This window comes from Slackia piriformis YIT 12062, from assembly GCF_000296445.1.
Taxonomy (GTDB): domain Bacteria; phylum Actinomycetota; class Coriobacteriia; order Coriobacteriales; family Eggerthellaceae; genus Slackia; species Slackia piriformis.
Map to the genome: position 1 here is coordinate 243,548 of NZ_JH815198.1, position 18,201 is coordinate 261,748.

Annotated in this window: 24 protein-coding genes; 23 read left to right on the forward strand and 1 reads right to left on the reverse strand. The window is 57.4% G+C overall.

The features are described 5' to 3' along the window. The first annotated feature begins 1 nt into the window (after position 1). The 3 genes from HMPREF9451_RS01080 (at position 2) to HMPREF9451_RS01090 (ending at position 3,636) form a co-directional block, all read left to right on the forward strand. Positions 2-679 (forward strand): hypothetical protein, encoded by a 678-nt coding sequence (locus tag HMPREF9451_RS01080; RefSeq protein WP_009138450.1) that lies wholly within the window; start codon positions 2-4, stop codon positions 677-679. Continuing rightward, the gene (locus HMPREF9451_RS01085; RefSeq protein WP_009138451.1) at positions 667-3,156 is read left to right on the forward strand and encodes a homocysteine S-methyltransferase family protein; all 2,490 of its coding nucleotides are present in this window, start codon (positions 667-669) and stop codon (positions 3,154-3,156) included. Before HMPREF9451_RS01080 ends, HMPREF9451_RS01085 begins: the two co-directional genes overlap by 13 nt. Before the next feature lie 183 nt (positions 3,157-3,339). After that, positions 3,340-3,636, forward strand: coding sequence for a hypothetical protein (locus tag HMPREF9451_RS01090; RefSeq protein ID WP_009138452.1), 297 nt, complete (start codon positions 3,340-3,342; stop codon positions 3,634-3,636). 192 nt (positions 3,637-3,828) lie between these two features. Here HMPREF9451_RS01090 and HMPREF9451_RS01095 read toward each other — a convergent pair whose 3' ends face one another. Beyond that, positions 3,829-4,674, reverse strand: coding sequence for a DegV family protein (locus tag HMPREF9451_RS01095; RefSeq protein WP_009138453.1), 846 nt, complete (start codon positions 4,672-4,674; stop codon positions 3,829-3,831). A 211-nt stretch (positions 4,675-4,885) separates the two neighbouring features. Between HMPREF9451_RS01095 and HMPREF9451_RS01100 the strand changes: the two genes are divergently transcribed. The 20 genes from HMPREF9451_RS01100 to rpmD all read left to right on the forward strand — a co-directional run bounded on the left by HMPREF9451_RS01100 (position 4,886) and on the right by rpmD (position 18,025). Next, the gene (locus HMPREF9451_RS01100) at positions 4,886-5,500 is read left to right on the forward strand and encodes a TetR/AcrR family transcriptional regulator (protein WP_009138454.1); all 615 of its coding nucleotides are present in this window, start codon (positions 4,886-4,888) and stop codon (positions 5,498-5,500) included. A 3-nt stretch (positions 5,501-5,503) separates the two neighbouring features. Further along, complete coding sequence (locus tag HMPREF9451_RS01105; protein WP_009138455.1) at positions 5,504-6,697, forward strand: MFS transporter; 1,194 nt, start codon at positions 5,504-5,506, stop codon at positions 6,695-6,697. Between the two features lie 188 nt (positions 6,698-6,885). Next, positions 6,886-9,426, forward strand: coding sequence for a DNA topoisomerase I (locus HMPREF9451_RS01110; RefSeq protein ID WP_009138456.1), 2,541 nt, complete (start codon positions 6,886-6,888; stop codon positions 9,424-9,426). 165 nt (positions 9,427-9,591) lie between these two features. Further along, positions 9,592-10,782 carry a chloride channel protein gene (locus HMPREF9451_RS01115; RefSeq protein ID WP_009138457.1) on the forward strand — a complete coding sequence of 397 codons (1,191 nt, stop codon included), beginning with the start codon at positions 9,592-9,594 and terminating at the stop codon, positions 10,780-10,782. Positions 10,783-11,034: 252 nt separating this feature from the next. Further along, positions 11,035-11,865, forward strand: coding sequence for a 50S ribosomal protein L2 (rplB, locus tag HMPREF9451_RS01120; protein WP_009138458.1), 831 nt, complete (start codon positions 11,035-11,037; stop codon positions 11,863-11,865). 25 nt (positions 11,866-11,890) lie between these two features. Beyond that, positions 11,891-12,160 carry a 30S ribosomal protein S19 gene (rpsS, locus tag HMPREF9451_RS01125; protein ID WP_009138459.1) on the forward strand — a complete coding sequence of 90 codons (270 nt, stop codon included), beginning with the start codon at positions 11,891-11,893 and terminating at the stop codon, positions 12,158-12,160. Positions 12,161-12,174: 14 nt separating this feature from the next. Further along, positions 12,175-12,516, forward strand: a complete 342-nt coding sequence (rplV, locus tag HMPREF9451_RS01130; protein ID WP_009138460.1) for a 50S ribosomal protein L22 — start codon at positions 12,175-12,177, stop codon at positions 12,514-12,516. Next, complete coding sequence (gene rpsC / locus HMPREF9451_RS01135) at positions 12,517-13,236, forward strand: 30S ribosomal protein S3 (RefSeq protein ID WP_009138461.1); 720 nt, start codon at positions 12,517-12,519, stop codon at positions 13,234-13,236. It abuts the gene before it with no gap. Then, on the forward strand, positions 13,236-13,658 hold the full coding sequence (gene rplP, locus HMPREF9451_RS01140) for a 50S ribosomal protein L16 (RefSeq protein WP_009138462.1): 423 nt from the start codon (positions 13,236-13,238) through the stop codon (positions 13,656-13,658). The genes rpsC and rplP overlap by 1 nt, the downstream gene beginning before the upstream one ends. Then, complete coding sequence (gene rpmC / locus HMPREF9451_RS01145; protein WP_009138463.1) at positions 13,658-13,867, forward strand: 50S ribosomal protein L29; 210 nt, start codon at positions 13,658-13,660, stop codon at positions 13,865-13,867. The genes rplP and rpmC overlap by 1 nt, the downstream gene beginning before the upstream one ends. 17 nt (positions 13,868-13,884) lie before the next feature. Continuing rightward, a complete protein-coding gene (gene rpsQ / locus HMPREF9451_RS01150; protein WP_009138464.1) occupies positions 13,885-14,148 on the forward strand; it encodes a 30S ribosomal protein S17 in 264 nt (87 codons plus the stop codon). 41 nt (positions 14,149-14,189) lie between these two features. Beyond that, positions 14,190-14,558: a 50S ribosomal protein L14 gene (gene rplN / locus HMPREF9451_RS01155; protein WP_009138465.1), complete on the forward strand. Its 369-nt coding sequence runs from the start codon at positions 14,190-14,192 to the stop codon at positions 14,556-14,558. A 14-nt stretch (positions 14,559-14,572) separates the two neighbouring features. Further along, positions 14,573-14,896: a 50S ribosomal protein L24 gene (gene rplX, locus HMPREF9451_RS01160; protein WP_009138466.1), complete on the forward strand. Its 324-nt coding sequence runs from the start codon at positions 14,573-14,575 to the stop codon at positions 14,894-14,896. Positions 14,897-15,032: 136 nt separating this feature from the next. Further along, positions 15,033-15,581, forward strand: a complete 549-nt coding sequence (gene rplE / locus HMPREF9451_RS01165) for a 50S ribosomal protein L5 (protein WP_009138467.1) — start codon at positions 15,033-15,035, stop codon at positions 15,579-15,581. A 52-nt stretch (positions 15,582-15,633) separates the two neighbouring features. Continuing rightward, positions 15,634-15,819: a type Z 30S ribosomal protein S14 gene (locus tag HMPREF9451_RS01170; RefSeq protein ID WP_009138468.1), complete on the forward strand. Its 186-nt coding sequence runs from the start codon at positions 15,634-15,636 to the stop codon at positions 15,817-15,819. 99 nt (positions 15,820-15,918) lie between these two features. Continuing rightward, positions 15,919-16,317: a 30S ribosomal protein S8 gene (gene rpsH, locus HMPREF9451_RS01175; protein WP_009138469.1), complete on the forward strand. Its 399-nt coding sequence runs from the start codon at positions 15,919-15,921 to the stop codon at positions 16,315-16,317. Between the two features lie 18 nt (positions 16,318-16,335). Then, positions 16,336-16,881: a 50S ribosomal protein L6 gene (gene rplF, locus HMPREF9451_RS01180; RefSeq protein ID WP_009138470.1), complete on the forward strand. Its 546-nt coding sequence runs from the start codon at positions 16,336-16,338 to the stop codon at positions 16,879-16,881. Positions 16,882-16,907: 26 nt separating this feature from the next. Beyond that, positions 16,908-17,276, forward strand: a complete 369-nt coding sequence (gene rplR, locus HMPREF9451_RS01185) for a 50S ribosomal protein L18 (protein ID WP_009138471.1) — start codon at positions 16,908-16,910, stop codon at positions 17,274-17,276. A 14-nt stretch (positions 17,277-17,290) separates the two neighbouring features. After that, a complete protein-coding gene (gene rpsE, locus HMPREF9451_RS01190) occupies positions 17,291-17,830 on the forward strand; it encodes a 30S ribosomal protein S5 (RefSeq protein ID WP_009138472.1) in 540 nt (179 codons plus the stop codon). A gap of 3 nt (positions 17,831-17,833) precedes the next feature. Beyond that, positions 17,834-18,025 (forward strand): 50S ribosomal protein L30, encoded by a 192-nt coding sequence (rpmD, locus tag HMPREF9451_RS01195; protein ID WP_009138473.1) that lies wholly within the window; start codon positions 17,834-17,836, stop codon positions 18,023-18,025. Positions 18,026-18,201 lie beyond the last annotated feature (176 nt).

The following is an 18,201-nucleotide window of genomic DNA, read 5'->3' on the forward strand; positions in this document are numbered from 1 at the left end:
CATGCCGCGCTATTGCGTCGATAAGGCCGAAGCGCTTCGCTATATCGGATATTCTGGTCAACAGACCGATGAAATGCTTGACGAACGCATCGATTCGCTCATCGCCGCCTGCGAGCGCGATTCGGCTCCCGCTTTTGTATACAAAATATTTCCCGTGGATGCGTCGGACGGCGTGATTCGTCTTCAGGGAAGTTCTCTCGTGCTCGAAGGGTCGGCTATCTACGAACACCTTCATGCGGCGCGTTCTTGTGCGGTCATGGCGGTCACGCTTGGGCTCGCAAACGAACGCGCTGCCATGCGTATGAAGGCGAAAAGCGCGCTTGATGCTGTCGTGTTCGGTGCGGCGGGCTCCTCGCTGGTGGAATGTGCGGCGGATGCATGCGAAGCTGCAATTGTGGCCGAAGCGGCAGGGCTCGGGCTGCACACGAATTGGCGTTTCAGTCCTGGTTACGGCGATTTGCCGCTTGATATTCAGCCCGCCATCGTGCGCACGCTCGAGGCGGACAAAAAACTCGGGATGACGGTGACTGACTCCAACCTGCTTGTTCCCGTGAAAAGTGTCACGGCGTTCGTCGGATTGTTCGACGAACTGTACGAAGGTGCCAAACGAAGCTGTGCCGGATGCCCCTGCGCTGCTCATTGTTCATTGCGAAAGGCTGGTACGCCATGCTACCGATAACTTCTCATGCTGTTTCCGCCGATGCGCGTGACGTGCTGCGCATTGCCGATGATTATCTTGCGCGCGTGATTGCGGGCGAAGAGTACCTGGTTTTCGACGGCGCTATGGGCACCATGTTGCAGGCGGCAGGCTTGGAGGCGGGCGAACTCCCGGAGCTTCTGTGCCTGAACAGCCCCGACGAAGTGATCGCGATTCATCGCCAATACGTCGAAGCGGGAAGCCTCGCAGTCACTACGAACACGTTCGGCGCAAACGCGCGCAAGCTCGGCGATGCGGCTTCGGTGCGCGAGATTTTCGCGGCCGCCGTGGCGTGCGTGCGCAACGCCGGCGCACGTTACGTGGTTGCCGACATCGGCCCGACGGGGGCGCTGCTCGCGCCGCTTGGCACCATGAGCTTCGATGAAGCGTACGACCTGTTCGCGGAGCAGGTGCGTGCGGCAGCCGAAGCCGGTGCCGACATCATCCTGATTGAGACTATGGCCGACTTGCTTGAGATGAAGGCCGCCGTCTTGGCCGCCAAAGAATGCAGCGATCTGCCCGTGTTTGCCACCATGACTTTTGGGGAAGACGGCCGCACATTTCTGGGCACAAGTCCGCGCATTGCGGCGCTTACGCTTTCGGCGCTCGGCGTGCAGGCGTTGGGTATGAATTGCTCGCTCGGCCCCGACGACTTGCGTCCGTTGGTGGACGAAATGCTCGAAGTCGCAACATGTCCGGTGATGGTGCAGGCCAATGCGGGCCTTCCTCATGTCGAAGACGGCAAGACGGTATTTTCCGTCGACCCCGATTCGTACGCGAAAAGCGTTGCCGGCATGGTTGAAGCGGGCGTGCGCATTGTGGGCGGCTGCTGTGGAACGAACCCCGCCTATATTGCGAATCTGGCGGATATCGTATGCGGCAAACAACCCACCAGGTCTTTTGCCGAACCCGTCTGCAGCGTGACCAGCGCTCAGGAGGCGGTCGTCCTGAAAGGCCGTCATGTGGCCACGATTGGCGAGCGCATTAACCCTACGGGCAAGAAGCGTCTGAAGGAAGCTCTTCGCACCGGGGATTTCGACTACATCATCAATGAGGCCATCGCGCAGACCGAGGCCGGCGCCGACATTCTGGATGTCAATGCCGGTTTGCCGGAAATAGACGAAGCGGCCGTGCTGGTGGACCTGGTCGGCAAAATTCAAGGCGTGACCGGTCTGCCGCTGCAGGTGGATTCCTCCGACCCGGAAGCGGTGGAGGCGGCGGTTCGCGTGTATGCGGGCAAGCCCATCATCAACTCTGTGAACGGCAAGGCGGAAAGTCTGGCGGCGGTGCTCCCGATCGCCAAGCATTACGGCTGCGCGGTGGTTGGCCTGACGCTTGACGAAGGGGGCATTCCTCCTACGGCCGAGGAGCGATTTGCCATTGCGGAGCGCATTGTGCGTGCGGCCGAGGCGGCGGGCATTCCGCGTCAGGACGTTTTCATCGACTGCCTGGTCATGGCAGCGTCTACCAATCAGAGCGAAGTGGTCGAAATCCTGCGCGCCATCACCATGGTGAAAGAGCGTTTGGGCGTGCGTACGGTGCTCGGTGTGTCCAACGTGAGCTTCGGTTTGCCGTTGCGCGAAGTGGTGAACGCCACGTTTTTGGCGGCGGCGTTTTCCGCAGGCCTTGACCTGCCTATTCTCAATCCGCTTTCCGACCGTTATCGCGAAATCGTGGACAGCTGGCGCGTGTTGTGCGGACAGGACGTTTCCGCCGCGCGCTACATTGAAGAATACGCGAATCGCACCATGGCGTCTGCCAGCGCTCTTGCACCGGGTCAGGCCCGGCAAGACGGCGCTGCTCAGGTTGCGGTTTCGTCCGAAGCGCCCGATGGCGAAGCGGGCACGTTGCGCCATTGCGTGATTACGGGCCGTCGTGCCCAAGCGGCGGATATCGTGCGTTCCATGCTCGAAAAAGAAGGCGTGGAGCCTATGGCCGTTATCAATGATCACCTGATTCCTGCGCTTGACGAGGTGGGGGAGCGTTTCGAAAAAGGCACGTTTTTCCTGCCGCAGCTCATGTCTTCGGCGGAGGCCGCAAAAGCCGGCTTCGACGTCATCAAGGAGCTTGCGTCGTCTGCAAGCGTGGCCGACAAGGGCAAAGTTGCCGTTGCTACGGTCAAAGGCGATATTCACGACATAGGCAAGAATATCGTGAAGATGCTGTTGGAAAACTACGGGTACACGGTTTTCGATCTGGGGCGCGATGTCGATCCTCAGGCGGTGGTTGATTGCGTGAAGAAACACGGTATTAAGCTCGTCGGGCTTTCTGCCCTTATGACCACGACGGTTCGAGGGATGGAAGAGACCATCGCACTGCTGCGCGAGCAGGCGCCCGATACCAAGGTATTCGTGGGCGGCGCGGTGCTCACGCCCGAGTACGCGAAGATGGTAGGGGCGGATTACTATGCGAAGGACGCCTCTGAAAGCGCGCGCATCTGCGCGGAAGTGCTGGGATAGCCTGGGACAAAGCTCCCGGACCGCCCCAGATGGCGTTGCGGTCTCTAGCATGGATTCGCTCGGATGCGTGGGGCGTTTGCCGGACGGTTGCGTTCGGCACGGCGTCTCTCGATATAGTACTATGCAACTATGCTGAAAATGGCGTAGGGGACGCCTTGCTATCGAGCCGGAAGGAGAGCTGCTATGGGAGTTCAGGCTGAAGAGGTACTTGAAGTAGGTTCGTTCGACGAATTCGCGAATTACCTCCGCGCAAACACGCGCGTATTTATGGAATTGGGTGACAAGACGTATTACCTCACCCATACTGACGGCTACTGGCGTGCGCAGGATTGCTCGGAACTGAACGATAAGGGCCATTTCGTCGATTGCTCCGAATTGGTTCCCACGCTCAACGAGTTGCTCGGTTTGGCGTGGCTTGACGGCAAGAGCGTCGAAGACGTTTTCGCCGATGCGAAGTTCTACAAGAGCATTCAGGAATAAGGCAAAAAAACATCGTGCCGCTCGCAAAGGCGGCACGATTGCTTTTCGGGGGCGGTTGAGACCGTCTTTTGTGGGCTACTTTGCAGGAACGGCCTGAGCCGTTTTGCGGGCTTCGTTTAGAAGCGGGCCTTGCGGTCTGCGGAAAGCCCGTACGTTGTTTCGTTTTGCAAGACGCATGCTCGAATATGGAGCTTATTCTTTCTCTACGTAAGCGAACCCGAACGCACCTGGTCCAAGGTGTGCCCCAATAGTGCCGCTGACCTGGCGAAATCTTGTGTTTTCGATATCAAGTCCAAATTTCTCGACAGTTTCGTCGCGCAGTTTCTCGACTGCCTCTCTGTCGCTTGTGTACGGGAAGTAGACGGGCCATGCCGGATCGGGGTCTGCCGCCTCGAGTTCTTTCCAGATGATTCTTTTCGCCGCCGCGGTTCCTTTCGTCTTGGCGGGGCTCACCAGCTTGCCGTTGTCGATGCCGATAGTCGGCTTGATTTTGAGCAGATTGCCGATTGTGGCGACCGATGCGGGAATGCGGCCGCCTTTGCGCAGGTAGGTGAGCGTTCCCATGATTCCGTGGACGTGGACTCGCTTGGTGAACGCGTTCACCAAGTCGACAATTTCGCTGAGGGACTTGCCGGCGTCGCGTTGTGCGGCCGCATAGCGCACCACGATATACTGGCAGACGATTGCCTGACGGGTATCGACGACGGCGATGTGGCTGTCGTATCCGGAGAGGCGTGCTGCCATGCAAGCGGATTCGTACGTGCCCGATATCTGCGAGGTCATGGCGAGCACGAGCACGTCTTCGCCGTTTCGCTGCGCTTCGCGGAAAAGCTCAAGCCATGTTTCGGGTGCAGGCTGGCTTGTTTTGGGGAATTCCTCAGAAGTCGTGAGCAGACGGTAGAATTCATCGAGCATTTCGGGCGTGTTGCGCGAGCAGTGCACGTCGCCGAAAGCGATATCGAGCGGAGCGAGCCTGATGTCAAGTTCGGCCGCCTCGCTTTCGAGGATGTCCGACGCGGTGTCGGTAACGATCATCATGGTGTTTCTCCCGATATGTATAAAGTGATACAAAATGTCTCAGGTTCATATCTTATTGTGTGGTCGTTACGCGTCAATGCGGGCTGTGTTACAAAAGCGCAACAATCGCAGAATATAAAGAGAAGGCTGTCGGCGGCGTCAAAGAGAAACCCCCGACGGCGCTGGTGTTGTCTGCGCGTTTCAAACGAGCGGGAAAGAGGACGAAGGATTCATGGACAAACGCTCGGAAGCGAATAGACAGACACGCGAGCGCATTGCGCGAGCTCTTTTGCGCCTTCTTGGAATTAAAGAGTTTTCCGATATCTCGGTAACCGATATTGTGCGGGAGGCCCATGTTGCCCGGGCTTCCTACTACCGCAATTTCTCTTCGAAAGAAGACATCTTGGTGAATGCCGGGCGTTTGATTATGGTCGACTTCGGGAAGGCCATGGGGGAAATCGACGGGGGCTGTCTCAGTTACGAAGGGGTCGTTCTCACGTTTCGGTACTTCCGTGAGTATCGCATCGAGCTTCTTCGCCTTCATGAGGCTGGATTCACGAGTATCTACGAACGGCTGTTTCAGGAATACGTCGTGCGCACGGCGCAAGGGCGCATTCCTGAAAGCATGCTTCGCTACGGAGTGTCTTTTTACACCGGCGCTCTTTTCAACGTCTACGTTCGATGGCTTGAAAACGGAATGAAAGAATCTCCCGAGCGCATGGCTTCGTTGTTTTACACCATGATGGCGGCGGCTTTCGAGTCGGTCGGAACGTCTTTTATGGAAGGCGAGAAGGTCGATAAGGCGGTCGGTACGCATCGTTGCGAGGCGGTTGCGGAAGAAAGGTAGCATATGAAAAACGGCATGAGCGCAAAGGAACTGCTCCCGCTCATAGGCATTGCGTTTTCGGCGTTCGTGTTCAACACGTCGGAATTCATGCCCATTGCATTGCTGGTGGATATTGCCGCGGATTTCCAAGTGAGCGAACCGCAGGCGGGCATCCTTATTACCGCATATGCGTGGGCCGTTTGTGTGCTTTCGCTGCCGTTGATGGTCTTTGCCTCCCGCTTCGGCTTTCGTAATCTTTTGCTGGCTCTTGTCGCCTTGTTCGGGACATGCCAGGTTCTTTCCGCGTTGGCACCAGGGTATTGGACGCTTATGGCCGCTCGAATCGGAGTGGCTTGCGCCCATGCGGTGTTTTGGTCCATCGCGTCTCCTGCGGCGGTGCGCGTGGTTCGCATCGAGCATCAGTCTCTGGCGCTTTCCGCCATCGTAACGGGGTCTTCGGTGGCGATGATATGCGGCTTGCCTCTTGGCCGCGTTGTGGGCCTTGCCCTTGGATGGCGCATGACGTTTTTCTGCATAGCGGCGGTATCCTTCGGCGTTCTGGCATATCTTGCCGCGGTTTTTCCGAAGGTTCCCGCGGGCGAGCGCTTTTCTGCCCGAGAGCTGCCGAAGCTCTTGAAAAACCCTGTCCTTATGGGAGTGTATGTTGTGACTGCCTTGATGGCGACAGCTTACTATACAGGGTATAGCTATATCGAGCCGTTTTTGCAGCAGATCGGCGGGTTTTCGGACGGGTCGATTACGGCGGCTCTTTCCATCTTCGGTATTGCGGGCATTGCGGGAAGTGCGCTGTTCGCCCGTCTCTATATGGGGCGTCGTCGACGTTTCGCGTTTCTCATCCTGGCGCTTTTCGGCATCACGGCATCGCTCTTTCTCATGCTGCCTTGCACAACGGGTTTTGCTTTTGTGTCGAGCATGTGCGTTCTTTGGGGCGCGTGCGCAACGGCCTTCAACGTCTCGCTTCAGTCTGAGATTCTCAAATATGCTCCCGAAGGTGCTGCCGCGGTTGCCATGTCCATTTTCTCCGGGATTTTCAATCTTGGCATCGGCAGCGGATCGGCGATAGGCGGGGCAGTAAGTTCGGGCATGTCAATTTCGTGGGTCGGCATCGTTGGCGGATTTATCGGGGTGGCAGGCGTTGTGGCTTGTGCCGTGTTCTTGATTCCTTCCATGAGCAAGAGAGGGGTCGTGCCAAAGTAGAGAAACGAGTGATTTCGTGCACGGTCCCTTGTATTTGTCCGCTTTTGAAGATCCTGCTCTCCTGAAAGGTTTCTCGCCTATTTTCCGCTTCCCAAAAAATCGTGTATGCTATCGGTTCGTTGAATCGAATTCGGCTCTTGCCGTGAATCATAAAGCGTCAAATCAATTCCGCATCGGAGGATACAATCTTGAAACTGGTTGTCACCGAGAAAAACATTGCCGCCCAGAAAATCGCCGACCTGCTCAGCGTCGGAAAGCCCAAGGCCGACAAGGTCTACAACACCCCCGTGTATCGTTTCCAGGTGGATGGCGATGAGTGGGTGACCATCGGTTTACGCGGTCATATTCTCGAGCCCGATTTCATGCCCTCCATCGTCTACAAGAAATCAAGCGGCTGGCAAGGCGTCACGGCGGAAGGCGAAGTCGTTCCTGCTCATATTCCCGACTTCCTTCCTAAGCCTCCCTTCAAAACGAAGCGCAAGCCTTTCAAGGAAGACGGCGTTGAAATGGGCGCATGGAAGATGGACGCGTTGCCGTATCTAGCATATGCCCCCATCGAAAAGAAGCCCAAAGAAAAAGACATCATTCGCAGCTTGAAGAATCTGGCGAAAAAGTCCGACGAAATCATCATCGCGACCGACTTCGACCGCGAGGGCGAGCTTATTGGATCGGATGCCTTGAGCTGCATGAAAGAGGTTAATGACACCGCTCCGGTGTTCCGTGCGCGCTATTCGGCAATCACCAAAGACGAAATCCAGCACGCGTTCTCCCATTTGGTGGAGCTTGACAACGATCTTGCCCAAGCCGGCGAAAGTCGTCAGGATATCGACCTCATCTGGGGCGCGGTGCTCACGCGCTATCTGACCATCGTGAAGTTCGCGGGTTACGGAAACGTGCGTTCTTCTGGCCGCGTGCAAACGCCGACGCTCGCTTTGATCGTGGCGCGCGAACGCGAGCGCATGGCGTTCGTGCCCGAGGATTATTGGGTCATCAAAGCTCGCTTCGGCAAAGAGCCCGAAGATTTCGAGGCAACGCATGCGATGGCTCGCTTCAAGGCAGAGGCGCAGGCCAATGCCGTCATGGGCCATGTCGAGGATGCTTCGAAGGGCGTGATTTCTTCCATTGAAAAACGCAAACGCACGGTTGCGGCTCCGGTGCCGTTCAACACCACGAGCCTTATGGCCGCAGCGGCGTCCGAGGGCCTTTCTCCTGCGCGAACCATGCGCATTGCCGAAAGCCTCTATATGGACGGCTATATCAGCTATCCCCGCGTGGACAATACGGTCTATCCCGAATCGCTCGACCTCGAGGGCACGGTGAGAAAGCTCTCCGACGTTGCGGTGTACCGTCCGTATTGCCAGGAGCTTCTTTCCAAGGGCGCGCTTGTCGCAACGCGCGGCAAGAAGGAGACCACCGACCATCCGCCCATTCATCCCACGGCGGCGGCCGACCCCGATAAACTCGGGGCGCCCGAATGGAAGCTCTACAACCTCATTGCGCGCCGCTTCCTGGCAACGTTGTCGGAATCGGCGGTCGTCGAAGGCACCAAGGTTACGATCGACGTTGCCTCCGAGCCGTTTGTCACACGCGGAGACGTGCTGGTGAAGCCCGGTTTTCGCGCTATCTATCCGTACGGCTTGAAAAAAGACGAGCAACTTCCTTCGCTCGAAGAGGGCCAGTCGGTCGATTTTCAGGGTGCAACGTGCACCAAGAAGCAAACCGAACCCCCGGCGCGCTATTCTCAGGGCAAGCTCATTCAGGAAATGGAGAAGCTTGGCCTTGGCACCAAGGCCACGCGCCATGCCATCATCGAGCGTCTGTACACGGTGAAGTACGTGCAGAACGACCCGATCGAGCCAAGTCAGCTTGGCATTGCCGTGTGCGATGCGCTGGGTAAGTTCGCCCCGCAGATCACCAGCCCCGATATGACGGCCACTCTTGAAGAAGACATGAACAAGATTGCCGCCGGCGAGAAATCGCGCAAAGACGTGGTTGATCTTTCCCGCGATATTCTGCATGACGTCCTAGACGAGCTTTTGCCGCATCAGGAGGAAGTCAAAGACGCGCTGGCCGATGCCGTGGCAGCCGATGCCTACGTGGGTCCTTGCCCGAAGTGCGGAAAAGACCTTCAGTTGCGCGCATCCTCTAAAACGCGTTCTATGTTTATCGGATGCGCAGGCTGGCCCGATTGCGACGTGACCTATCCGCTTCCTAAGGGCAAGGTGGAGGCGCTCGAGGAAAAATGTCCGACGTGCGGCATGCCGCAGATCAAGGTGACGGCGTTTCGTTCGAAGCCGCGTACGCTGTGCATCGACCCGAACTGCCCGACCAACCAAGAGCCGGATGTGGTTGTGGGGAAGTGTCCGACGTGTGCCGAAAAGGGGCTCGACAAAAAGCTCATTGCAAGCAAGAATCCCCGCACGCTCAAGCGCTTCATTCGCTGCGAGAACTATGAGGAGTGCGAGACCAGCTATCCGCTGCCTCAGTACGGCGAGCTGACGGCCACCGAAGAGACGTGCGAACATTGCGGGGCCCCCATGGTGATCGTGAAGACCGCACGCGGCCCATGGAAGCTCTGCCCGAATTTTAACTGCCCCGGCAAAGAGAAAGAAGCCGAGGAAAAAGAGGCGAAGGCCGCGCAGAAAAAGGTTGCCGCCAAGCCGACGGCGAAAAAAGCCCCTGCGAAGAAGACGGCAAAGAAGCCTTCGCCAAAAAAAGAGAAGGAATAAAGGGAGCTATCTTTGACGAAAGGGTCGAAGATCGAAGCGAAAAGGAGCCTCGGCTCCTTTTCTTCGTTGGACGGCATGCTTGCGAACGGGGGATAGGAAGCCGGTCGCTTTTGCTTGAGTGCGCATGTCGTGTTTACGGCGAATTGTGAAGAAAGGTTGGCCTGCGTGGTCTTGTCTGGGTTTTCTGCGCGATGTAAACGCAGCGGGCTGCTTTGCGCGCTGGCGTGTTTTTCCTTTGTATTGGGTGTACCCGTAGGGTTCGTCCTTTGGACGCTGCTGAGCATAGCCTATGCGCTGTGCGATTTCGTATGGAGGGGCGTAGGGTCTGCAACGGGCTGGCTATACTTTCCCCTTCTCGCTTGCGGCATCGGAGGGCTGGCCATAGGGCTGTGGAACAAGAGATTCAAAAGCGCGCCTGTTCCGTTCGACCAGGTAATGGCCCAGGTGAAGCGCGAAGGCGGCTACAGGATGGAGAAACCGGCCGCAGGCGCCGTTTCGTTTTTCCTTCCCATAGCCTTCGGCGGTTCGGTCGGGCCCGAGGCTGGGCTTATGGGCATGGCTGCCGCAGGCTGCACATGGGTGGGCGACCGCCTTCGCGCGCTTGCCGAGAAGATGGGCTTGCAATCGGACGCCCGCTCGGCGCGTTCGTTTCTGACCAAGTCCTCAAGGCGCTTCGTCTATGCGTTCGGCATTCTCGGCGGAATTGCGGGCATCGTCTTGTATACGACGTTTCTTCCCGGCGGCATGGCGCTTCCGCGTTTCTCCGCCCCCGAAGAGTTTTCGGCGTATTCGGCCTTGTGCCTGCTTGTGTGTGCATGTGCTGGATGGGGTCTCGTTATTATGTATCGCCTCGCCTCCAAGGCGAGCGAGCGTGTTGCCAAGGCTTTCGGCGACGGCCGCCAGGTGTTGCGCACGACCGTGTGCGGTCTGGTCTTGGGCGCTGTGGCGGTGTTTCTTCCGTATGTTCTCTTTCCCGGAACGCAGCAGTTCGCCTCGCTTGGGCAATCGTGGCAGAGCATGTCGGGCTGGGTGCTTCTCGCAACAGGCGTGGTCAAGACGTGTCTCGTGGCGTTTTGCCTGAAAATGGGGTGGGGCGGCGGCCCATACCTGCCGCTGGTGTTTTGCGCGTCGGTTTTCGGCTACGGCATGGCCTCGGTGCTCGGCGCAGACGCCATGGTATGCGTCTGCGCGACGGTCTGCGCGCTCATGGGGGCCTTTGTTGGCAGGTTCTTCGGGGCCTTCGTCTTCATGCTGTTCATATTCGCCCCCCAAAGCATTCCCCTTGTGGCCGTATGCACGGCGGCGGGAATCGTGCTTCCCATGCCGGAAAAGCTCAGACCGAAGGGGCTGATGTAAGCCCGTGCGAAAGGTCATCGCAGTATCTTCATAAACGACAAATTGATTCTTGCAGCCCTTGGCGTCCCGGATTATAATTCAAAAGCTGCGTCCGCAAGTGAATGGATACACCCGGGCGCGTGGAAACGGAGTCGAGGCTGCACACTCCCAAGAACAGCCCATTCGGCAATCGTTTCCAAGAATGTAAGGGGAGCGCCTGGTACGTGCGAGGAGTGGCACGCGAGCAGGGCTCCAAGGAAGAAAGGTTGTTTGATGGGAATCAAGCAATACAAGCCGACTAGCCCCGGTCGCCGCTTCCAGACGGTTTCGGACTTCGCCGAAATCACCTGCAGCAAGCCGGAGAAGTCGCTTCTTGCGCCTTTGCCGAAGAAGGCAGGCCGCAACAACAACGGTCGCATCACCACTCGTCATCAGGGTGGCGGCAACAAGCGCCGTTATCGTATCATCGACTTCAAGCGCAACAAAGACGGCGTACCCGCCAAGGTTGCAACGGTCGAGTACGACCCCAACCGTTCCGCCCGCATCGCCCTGCTCCACTATGTGGACGGCGAGAAGCGCTACATCCTGCACCCCAAGGGCCTGCAGGTTGGCGACATGGTTGTTTCTGGCGTCGGCGCTGACATCAAGCCCGGCAACGCAATGCCGCTTTCCGAGATTCCCGTCGGTACGTTGATTCATGCCGTCGAGCTCCAGCCTGGCAAGGGCGCTGCTATTGCTCGCTCCGCAGGCACCTCCATCCAGCTCATGGGTAAAGAGGGCAAGTACGCAATCCTGCGTATGCCTTCCTCCGAAATGCGTCGCGTGCTTCTGACCTGCCGTGCCACCATCGGCGAGGTGGGCAATGCAGAGCATGCCAACATCAAGATCGGCAAGGCTGGTCGTAACCGCTGGAAGGGCGTTCGTCCTACTGTTCGCGGTACCGTCATGAACCCGGTCGACCATCCCCACGGCGGTGGCGAGGGCAAGAACAAGTCCTCGGGTCGTCATCCCGTTAGCCCCTGGGGCGTTCCCACCAAGGGTCATCGCACCCGCAACCCCAAGAAGGCTTCGAGCCGCCTGATCATTCGTCGCCGCAAGAAGTAAGCGACTGAAACGTTAAGGAGAAACTGTGAGCAGAAGTTTGAAGAAAGGTCCTTTCGTTGAGCCGCGTCTTCTCGGTCGCATCAATGCGATGAACGCAGCTGGCGAAAAGAACGTCATCAAGACGTGGTCTCGCTCTTCGACCATCTTCCCGGAAATGGTTGGTCACACCATTGCCGTTCATGATGGCCGCAAGCATGTCCCCGTATATGTCACTGAATCCATGGTTGGCCACAAGCTGGGTGAGTTTGCTCCCACCCGTACCTTCAAGGGCCATGCCAACAAGGGTAAGAAGTAAGGAGGTAAACACACATGGAAGCTAAAGCAACTGCTAAGTACGTGCGTGTGAGCCCCCGCAAAGCACGTCTCGTCGTCGACCAGGTCCGCGGCAAGGACATTGCTCGCGCCCGTGAGATCCTTCGCTTCTCCGAGCGTGCGATTTCCGAGGTCGTGGAGAAGGTTCTGAATTCTGCCGTCGCTAATGCGGAGAACAACCATCACATGCGTTCCAACAATCTCGTCGTCAAGGCTGCCTTCGTCGACGAGGGTCCCACTCTCAAGCGCATCCGCCCGCGTGCTAAGGGCTCCGCTTCGCGTATTCGCAAGCGTACCAGCCACATCACCGTCATCGTTGCGCCGCGAGAGGAGGCATAAATGGGTCAGAAAGTAATGCCCACCGGCTTCCGTCTCGGCATCACCGAGGACTGGCGTAGCCGCTGGTATTCCGATAAGGATTACGCCAAGAACCTGGAGAACGACATTGCTATCCGTCGTTTCCTGGACAAGTACCTCGCCAAAGCCGCTGTCTCCAAGGTTGAGATCGAGCGCGCTGGCGACAAGGTCAAGGTCATCATCGTCACGGCTCGCCCGGGCGTTGTGATCGGCAAGAAGGGTGCTGAAATCGAGAACCTGCGCAAGCAGCTTGCCAAGGTTGTCGGCGGCCCCGTCAACATCGAGGTCGTCGAGGTCAAGCGCCCCGAGCTCGATGCAGCTCTCATCGCTCAGTCTGTCGCTGAGCAGCTCGAGGGTCGCGTGGCATTCCGCCGCGCAATGCGCAAGGCTGTTCAGTCTGCTCGCAAGTCCGGTGCTCAGGGCATCCGTATCCAGTGCTCCGGTCGTCTGGGCGGCGCTGAGATGAGCCGTCGCGAGTGGTATCGCGAAGGCCGCGTGCCTCTGCACACCCTGCGTGCGAAGATCGATTACGGCTTCGCTACCGCTGCCACCACGATGGGCTCCATCGGCATCAAGGTCTGGGTCTACCACGGTGAAGTTCTTCCCGGCGGCAAGATTCCCCAGCCTGCACTCGAGGGCAATTCTCGCCCGTCTCGCGGTCGTCGCGACCGCAATGACCGCAATGAAAGGGGTGCTAAATAATGCTAGCTCCTAAGCGCATTCGTCACCGCAAGGTGCAGCGTGGCTCCATGAAGGGCAAGGCAAAGGGCTACACCCAGCTCCATCATGGCAGCTATGGCATCCAGGCTCTCGAGCCCCATTGGATCACCAACCGTCAGATCGAGGCCGCTCGTATCGCTATGACTCGTTACATGAAGCGTGGCGGTAAAGTGTGGATTACGATCTTCCCCGACAAGCCGATCACCCAGAAGCCTGCTGAGACCCGCATGGGTTCCGGTAAGGGTAACCCCGAGGCTTGGGTTGCTGTCGTGAAGCCGGGCCGCATTATGTTCGAGATTGATGGCGTTGACGAGGCCACCGCAAAAGAGGCTCTTCGTCTTGCTATCAACAAGCTGCCCATCAAGTGCAAGATCGTTTCCAAGGAAACGGAGGTGGCTAAATAATGAAGCCCGTTGAGATTCGTGAACTCTCTTCTGACGATCTGAACGTCAAGCTGAAGGAAGCTCGCGCTGAGCTGTTCAACCTGCGCTTCCAGATGGCTACCAGCCAGCTGGACAACACTGCTCGCGTGAAGCAGGTCAAGAAAGACATCGCGCGTCTTCAGACCGAGATGCGCGCTCGCGAAATCGCCGCTGCCGGCGCATTGAAGTAAGGATTCGGTGGGATTAGATGAGTGAAGCTACCCGTAATACCCGCAAGGTCCGCCAGGGCGTCGTTGTAAGCGCAGCCGGCGACAAGACCATTGTGGTTCAGATCAAGGAACGCAAGCCGCACCCCGTGTACGGCAAGATGATGACGAGCACCAAGAAGTTCCATGCTCATGATGAGAACAACGAGTGCGGCGTGGGCGATACCGTTTCCATCATGGAAACCCGCCCCCTGTCCAAGATGAAGCGCTGGCGCCTCGTCGAGATCATCGAGAAGGCTAAATAGTCTACGCTCTCAGCGTATTCTAGTATCGGAAGGATTGCACAATGATTCAGATGCAAACCATGCTGAACGTTGCCGACAACTCCGGCGCTCGCAAGGTGCAGTGCATCAAGGTTCTCGGCGGCTCCAAGCGCCGTTACGCAGGCCTCGGTGACGTCATTATCTGCAGCGTCAAGGAAGCCGCTCCTAACGGCAACGTGAAGAAGGGTGACGTTGTTCGCTGCGTCATCGTTCGCGTGAAGAAGGAAGTCCGTCGCAACGACGGTTCTTACATCCGTTTTGATCAGAACGCCGCCGTTCTGATCAACAACGACGGTGCTCCCAAGGGCACTCGTATCTTTGGCCCTGTGGCCCGCGAGCTTCGCGACAAGAAGTACATGAAGATCGTGTCTCTGGCACCTGAAACGCTGTAGAGGAGGTCAGAAGCATGAAGATGAACATTCGCAAAGGCGATAAGGTCCAGGTCATTACCGGCAAGGACAAGGGCAAGCAGGGCGTTGTCCTGCGTGGCCTCCCCAAGGAGGAGCGCGTTCTCGTCGAGGGTGTGAACATGGTCAAGAAGGCTATGCGTCCTACCCAGCAGAACCCGCAGGGCGGCATCGTCACCAAGGAGGCTCCCATCCACGTCTCCAACGTGATGCTCGTTTGCCCGACGTGCGGCAAGCCGACCCGTATCGCTAAGAAACGCGTCGACGGCAAGGGTGTTCGCGTCTGCAAGAAGTGCGGCGCCGACATCGTTGAGCCCAAATAAATCAAGTTTTTGTGAGCGGGGGTTTTACAATCCCCGCTTGCTTGGTACAATGACCCTCCCTGTGTGTTTCACGCAGGGGTAGGGACGTAGGGTCGGAAATCCTGCGTTTAAATCATCGAAAAGGAGAAATTTCAAGATGGCTACTCCTCGTCTGAAGGAAAAGTACACCAACGAAATCGTCGCCAAGCTCGAAAGCGAGCTCAACATCGACAACATCAACAAGGTTCCGCGCCTTGAGAAGATCGTTGTGAACATGGGCGTCGGCGCTGCCGCTTCCGATTCCAAGCAGCTCGATGCCGCTATGGCTGACCTGCGTGTTATCACCGGTCAGCAGCCTTGCGTTACGCGCGCTAAGAAATCCATCGCAGGCTTCCATATCCGCCAGGGTATGGCTATCGGCTGCAAGGTCACCCTGCGTGGCAACCGCATGTGGGAGTTCCTGGACCGTCTGCTGTCCATGGCTCTGCCCCGCGTTCGCGACTTCCGTGGTATTTCCCCGACCTCTTTCGACGGCCGTGGTAACTACACGCTCGGCATCACCGAGCAGATGATCTTCCCCGAGATCGAATACGACAAGGTTGATCGTACCCGTGGTATGGACATCACCTTCGTCACCACCGCTGAAAACAACACGGATGCCAAGGCTCTTCTGGATGCTCTGGGCTTCCCGTTCAAGAAGAACTAGGTTTCTACTCGACGCTATCTGTTGAGTGAAGAAATAGGAAAGAAGGAAAAGCATGGCAAAAAAATCGATGATCGCCAAGGCTGCGCGCGAGCCGAAGTTCTCGACTCGTAAGTATTCTCGCTGCACTCGCTGTGGCCGTCCGCACTCTGTGTATCGCAAGTTCGGTCTGTGCCGCGTGTGCCTGCGTGAACTCGCAAGCAAAGGCGAACTGCCCGGCGTGACCAAGGCTTCCTGGTAGGAAAACCTGCACGCTGTGTGTGCTGGTCGGTAAGGCGTACGCGTTACGGGCGCCATTACGTACCTCCGACTCCGCTCATCACGAACCAAAGGAGAAAACATGAGCATGAACGATCCCATTGCAGATATGCTTACGCGCGTGCGTAATGCTAATTCTGCCGGTAAGGCTACGGTTTCCATGCCGTCTTCCAAGAAGCTTACCGAAATCGCCCGCATCATGACTGAAGAGGGCTATGTCCAGGGTTACGAAGTTCTCCCTGCACAGCCTCGTGACATCCTCGAGATCACCCTCAAGTATGGTGACAAGAAGGAGAAAATCATCCGCGGCATCAAGCGCATCTCCAAGCCTGGTCTGCGTATTTACGCTGGCAAGGACGAGCTGCCCCGCGTTCTGGGTGGCCTGGGCACCGCTGTTGTGTCCACCTCCAAAGGTGTTATGACCGACCGTGACGCCCGCAAGGCCGGCGTCGGCGGCGAAGTGATTGCGTACATCTGGTAGGAAAGGAAGGAGCTAGATATGTCTCGTATCGGTAAGCAGCCTATTCCGGTTCCCGCCGGAGTCGAGGTCTCCATCAAGGACAACACCATCACTGTCAAGGGCGCCAAGGGCGAACTCTCCTATGAGTTCAATCCCATCATGGGCGTTGCTCACGAAGGCGAAGAAATCATCGTCACTCGTCCCGATGACTCCCGTGAGGCTCGCAGCTTCCACGGCTTGACCCGTACCCTCATCGCCAACATGGTCGAGGGTGTTTCCCAGGGCTTCGAGAAGAAGCTCGAGCTTGTGGGCGTTGGCTATCGTGCTGCTCTCAAGGGCACCGCTCTTGAACTCCAGCTCGGTTTCTCTCACCCCGTTATTGTTGAAGCTCCCGAAGGTATCACCTTCGAGGTGCCCGATCAGACGCACATCACCGTCAAGGGCGCTGACAAGCAGTTGGTCGGCGAGACCGCTGCTGTCGTGCGCAAGTGGCGTAAGCCTGAGCCTTACAAGGGCAAGGGTATCCGCTACGCCGGCGAGCAGGTCCGCCGCAAGCTGGGCAAGGCCGCCAAGGGCGACAAATAGCGACTCAGGTGTGAAGGGATTTTAAGATGAAGAAACTTCAGAAGAAACAAGCTGCGTTGGCTCGCCGCCATCGTCGCGTGCGCGGTAAGATTTCTGGCACCGCTGCTCGCCCGAGGCTTTGCGTTACCCGTTCCAACTCCAACATCTACGTTCAGTTCGTAGACGATGTTGCTGGCAAGACCCTTCTCGGCGTCAGCACCCTCGGCCCCGACTTCAAGGCAACCGGCAAAAACGGTGCTAACGTTGAAGGCGCTGCCGCAATGGGTGAAATCGCTGGCAAGAAGGCCCTCGAAGCCGGTATTACCGAAATCGTCTTCGACCGCGGCGGCAACCTGTACCATGGCCGTGTTAAGGCTCTGGCAGAGGGTGCTCGTGAAGCCGGCCTGAAGTTCTAGGAAAGGGTAGGTAAATGACTCCTCGTAAAGAAGAAAAGAACCAGTCTGCCGTTCCTGAGCTTCAGGAGCGCGTGGTTTACATCAATCGTGTTTCCAAGGTTGTTAAGGGTGGTCGTCGCTTTGCTCTGACTGCTCTGGTCGTCGTCGGTGACGGCAACGGCCGCGTAGGCGTTGGCATGGGCAAGAGCCAGGAAGTGCCTATCGCTATCAAGAAGGGCATCGAAGATGCCAAGAAGAACATGTTCACGGTTCCTCTGACCGCTGAGCAGACTCTTCCCCATGAGGTTATCGGCGAGTTCGGCGCAGGCCGCGTTCTGCTGAAGCCGGCTACCCCCGGTACCGGCGTTATCGCTGGCGGTCCTGTTCGCGCTCTCATGGAGCTTGCAGGCGTCAAGAACGTTTTCGGCAAGTCTCTCGGTTCCGGCAACGCCATGAACATCGTCAAGGCAGCTGCCGAGGGCCTCAAGGAGCTCTCCAACGTCAATGAGGTTGCTGCTCGTCGTAACGTGAGCGTTGCTCACATCTACGGCTGGTCTGAGAAGAAGGAGGCATAAATCATGGCTGAAGCTAAGAAGACCCTCCACATCACTCAGGTTCGTTCCGCCATCGGCCGCAAAGCCGACCAGGGCAAGACTCTGAAGGCTCTGGGCCTGGGCAAAATCGGCCGCACTGTCGATCAGGTCGACAACGACTGCATCCGCGGCATGATTTTCAAAGTCAAGCACCTCGTCGAGGTTGTCGAAGACTAATGAACTCGAAAGAGCCCGCAATTGCGGGCTCTTTTTTATGGAAAGAGCTCCGTTTCTTTTCCGCAAATGACCACCTCAGAATAAAAATCACTAGCATATCCAAGGTAATACGTGTATTCTAGGAAAGCTTGCGTTTTCAGAACTGTTATGTGACGCAGGTTTTTTGTAGTGAGCCG